Origin of the sequence: Colwellia sp. BRX10-9, from assembly GCF_014077405.1 — a bacterium.
In the GTDB taxonomy this organism is placed as follows: Bacteria; Pseudomonadota; Gammaproteobacteria; order Enterobacterales; family Alteromonadaceae; genus Colwellia_A.
Genome location: NZ_JACGVV010000069.1, coordinates 1 through 3,820, shown reverse-complemented (window position 1 = coordinate 3,820; position 3,820 = coordinate 1). Strand labels below are relative to the sequence as shown.

Sequence of the window (3,820 nt, the reverse complement as noted above, 5' to 3'; positions counted from 1 at the left end):
ACCAACTGAGCTAACGGCCGACATATAAACTGTGGTGTTGAGAATCATCATCAACTAATGCAAAAATCACTAACATGCTAATTTTGCATTGTACTTGTTAAGAAAGAAGTTGGTCGGCCGTGAAGGATTTGAACCTTCGACAAATTGGTTAAAAGCCAACTGCTCTACCAACTGAGCTAACGGCCGCCATATTTTCTTTTTTTCGAAATGAATTTCGAATCTTACAAGGTGCTTCTTTTTCTTTATAAGAAATAAACATTATAAAGAAGTGGTCGGCCGTGAAGGATTTGAACCTTCGACAAATTGGTTAAAAGCCAACTGCTCTACCAACTGAGCTAACGGCCGACATAAGTGCTAATTCACACTGCGTTGCACTAGTGCCTCAACGCGACGCATATAATACTCATAATTTTTTTTAGTGCAACCTTAAATTCAACTTATTTCTTATTAATTGACTACTTGCATAAAAAGAAGGCAGTTAGTGTAAGTTATCGTCGCTTTTATTGGTTATAAATTTTCTAACCTAGGTTTTGCTAGTTGAGCCGCACTTGAATCTGGGTATTGTGCGAGGACTTTCTGATACCAAATTTTTGCTGATGCATTATTATTTAGCTTTTGTTCAACCATCGCCAACTTCAACATTGCATCGCTTCGCTTGTTTGAGTCGAGGTATTGTTCAACCACTAAATTAAATTCATTTTTTGCTTTGGTGTATTCAGTTTTATTAAATAATAGCTGTCCTAACCAATAATGTGCGTTGGGTGCATAACTAGAATTTGGGAACTTTCGATTAAACGCTTGAAATTCAGGGATCGCTTTATCGTATTGTTTGTCTTTTAAAACTAAATTTACCGCGCTGTCATATGCTTGGTTTTCAGTTAAATTCGTTGAATAATTTATTGAAGCGTCTGAAGAGGCTTTTGCTGGGGCTATAATCGCCGCAGGAACGTTATTTTCAGGTTTTAATGCTTCTGTTACCCTACGGTCAAGCTCTTGATATAACTCACGCTGTCGATTCAAAACTTGACTAAGCTGATGAGTATGTAATTCAGTAACACCACGTAATTCATTCACTTCATTTTGAAGTTCATCAAGCTGTCGCTGCACCTTGACTTGGGCACGATTACGAGCATCAAGTTTACGTTCAAGATTAACCAACTTCTCAGCCATTGTTTCTGGTACCGAAGAGGTGTATTGCGATGGGCTACTTTTAATTGCACCCGTCTTGGTTATATCTATAACGGGAGCAGATTCTGCTGCCACTACCGCAAGGGTAGTAACAGCAAAGGACATCCCGAATAAAAATTTATTCAGTTTCATTTCTATCCTTGATTAGTAAACTAATACCGCACGACGATTTTTAGCAAATGCGTTTTCACTACGGTCTTTAATCATTGGCTTTTCTTCACCGTAGCTAACAACACTTAGCTGTGCAGATGAAACACCCATATTTTCTAAATAAGTTACTACCGCTTTGGCACGACGTTCGCCTAAAGCAATGTTGTATTCAGGCGTACCACGTTCATCGGCATGACCTTCAACTAAAACTTTCATGCTTGAGCTTTTGTTTAAAAATTTAGCATGTGCATCTAAAATAGCAGAAAATTCAGTGCTAACTGTAGAGGTGTCAAAATCAAAATAAACGATGTGCTCAGCACGAAGTTTTTCTAATGCTTGACGTTGTTGCTCTTCAATTTCAGCGGCACGTTGTACGGCACTTACTTGAACATCAGCAGTATTATTTTCAATTACTGAAGACTCTTGAGCATTAGTCGCTACATTGCTTTGTTCATCAGTTTCTGAATTTGAACTACAAGCAGATAAAGCCAAAATTGGCAAAGCAATCGCAAGAGCTTTCACAGTTTTATTCAAACGCATTATAATTGTCCTTATTTTTCTAAAGTTATGTTTTAAATTAATGTTTAATTTTTTATAAAAATGGTGACCAAGCAGGTGCTTTTACTTCACCATCAGCCGCGGGTAAGCGCGCTTTAAATCTTCCATCTACAGATACTAAACTAAGCACTTGCCTATTATTGTGTAAAGTACTGTAGATTATCATGCCACCATTTGGAGCTATGCTCGGCGACTCGTCTAAACGTGTTTTAGTCAGAACTTGAAAAATTCCTGACGCCAACTCTTGTTTAGCTAAATGATAATTCCCTCGTGTTCTGTTCACCATAATTAGTTGGCGACCGTCAGGTGTAATTGAACCACCAAGGTTCATTTCACCATCAAAGGTGAGTCGTTTAACACGACCATCGACTAAATTTACGCGATAAAGCTGAGGTTTACCACCCCGTTCTGAACTAAATACTAATGATTTTCCATCAGGGCTCCAACTTGGCTCTGCATCTATCGCTCGATGACGGGTGATACGACGTAGTTTTCTTGTTGCTACTTCCATAACATAGAGCTCTGAATTGCCATCTTTAGATAACATCATCGCAAGTTGATTACCGTCGGGTGACCAACGTGGGGCACTATTTATACCAGGGTGATCGCTTATCATAGTACGCTTTCCGGTATAGATATCTATAATATATATTTTTTGTTGGTTATTCTCAAATGTCGAGTACGCTAACTGATTGCCACTTGGATGCCATGAAGGTGACATTAACGGCTCTTTAGAACTCAACAAAACGTGCTCATTAACACCGTCATAATCAGCCATCACTAACTGAAAAGGAAATTCACCTTGGTCTCGCACTATCACATAAGCAATTTTGGTTAAAAATGCACCTCTACTGCCGGTTAACTTTTCATAAATAACATTACTGATGTGATGTCCATAACGACGAAATTGGTCAGCATTAATCTCAAAAGCACCCTCAGCATAAATATGATCAGAAGTTTGAACCAATTCTCCATTGCTTAGCATTTGCGATTGTCCACCGGTGATCTGCCCGCGAATAACATCAACCAGCTGGTAGCTTATTTTGTAACGACTAATACCTATTTGATTAATTTCTCCAACAACAACCGCTTCAACGCCCTCATTTGCCCAAGCTGAATAATCAATGTCTTGATCAGAAAAGGGTGTTTGTGGAAAACGATTATTTTTTATCGGGTTAAATTTACCGCTGCGCAATAAGTCTTCACCAATAATAGACGATATATTTTCTGGGAGTGGCTCTAGCCCTGTCCATTTAAAAGGTACAACAGCGATAGGTCTAGCGCTATCAATACCCTCGGTAATGACAATCTCAAGCGTTGCAAATGCACTATTTGAAATCAGTACGATAAAGAAAATGAAGGCTACTTTAAATTTATTCATATATTTTACTATTTTCTCAGTCATGGGTTATTTTTCATTGAATATAAACTGAACCATTAAAATTCAGGCACCACTGTTAGGCTAATCGTACGCATTTCTTTAAATACTTCGGGGTCTTTAGACACAGGTAATGTCCCTGCTTTATAAATAGCCGTCTTTGAAGCGCTACAAACTACTTGGTCCCCTTTGCCAATAACAACGTTGGTTACAAAACCTGATGGTGCAAGACTTATGGTTAATTTACAAGACTTACCTTCCATAGTGCTGCGGTCGGTGATCAAGTTTCCTTGAATTGTTTGCCTTATAAGGGCGGTAAAGCGACCAACCTCACTCATTGTTTGCTGATATCGGGCTTGTTGTCTAACCGCCATTTCTTCTGCCATTTGTTGCTCTAACATTTCTTGCTGTCGAGCACGTTCTTGAGCTTCTTGCTCTTTACGTTTACGCTCTGCTGCTTTTTTCTTGAGTAAATCATCGGCTTTTTTGGCTGCTATTTCTTCTTTTAAGCGCTTAGCTTTTGCATCAGCCGTCGCTTGTTCTGCG

At 38.8% G+C, this 3,820-nt stretch carries 4 protein-coding genes and 2 tRNA genes; all 6 read right to left on the bottom strand.

Translation table 11 applies throughout. The features are described from left to right. Positions 1-110: 110 nt before the first annotated feature. A tRNA-Lys gene (locus H4J69_RS19410) sits at positions 111-186 on the bottom strand. 83 nt (positions 187-269) lie between these two features. Then, positions 270-345: transfer RNA gene (locus tag H4J69_RS19405), tRNA-Lys, on the bottom strand. Positions 346-507: 162 nt separating this feature from the next. Beyond that, positions 508-1,320, bottom strand: coding sequence for a tol-pal system protein YbgF (ybgF, locus tag H4J69_RS19400; RefSeq protein WP_182245174.1), 813 nt, complete (start codon positions 1,318-1,320; stop codon positions 508-510). A gap of 12 nt (positions 1,321-1,332) precedes the next feature. Beyond that, positions 1,333-1,878: a peptidoglycan-associated lipoprotein Pal gene (pal, locus tag H4J69_RS19395; protein WP_070376300.1), complete on the bottom strand. Its 546-nt coding sequence runs from the start codon at positions 1,876-1,878 to the stop codon at positions 1,333-1,335. Between the two features lie 52 nt (positions 1,879-1,930). Beyond that, on the bottom strand, positions 1,931-3,277 hold the full coding sequence (tolB, locus tag H4J69_RS19390; RefSeq protein WP_182245175.1) for a Tol-Pal system beta propeller repeat protein TolB: 1,347 nt from the start codon (positions 3,275-3,277) through the stop codon (positions 1,931-1,933). 56 nt (positions 3,278-3,333) lie between these two features. After that, positions 3,334-3,820: cell envelope integrity protein TolA (gene tolA, locus H4J69_RS19385; RefSeq protein WP_182252047.1), on the bottom strand; the 487-nt coding region annotated here is incomplete at its 5' end.

What these genes read in the sequence shown, in the direction of transcription:
- ybgF (WP_182245174.1), bottom strand. Translation starts at nt 1,320, where the DNA reads ATGAAACTGAATAAATTTTTATTCGGGATGTCCTTTGCTGTTACTACC.
- pal (WP_070376300.1), bottom strand. Translation starts at nt 1,878, where the DNA reads ATGCGTTTGAATAAAACTGTGAAAGCTCTTGCGATTGCTTTGCCAATT.
- tolB (WP_182245175.1), bottom strand. Translation starts at nt 3,277, where the DNA reads ATGAATAAATTTAAAGTAGCCTTCATTTTCTTTATCGTACTGATTTCA.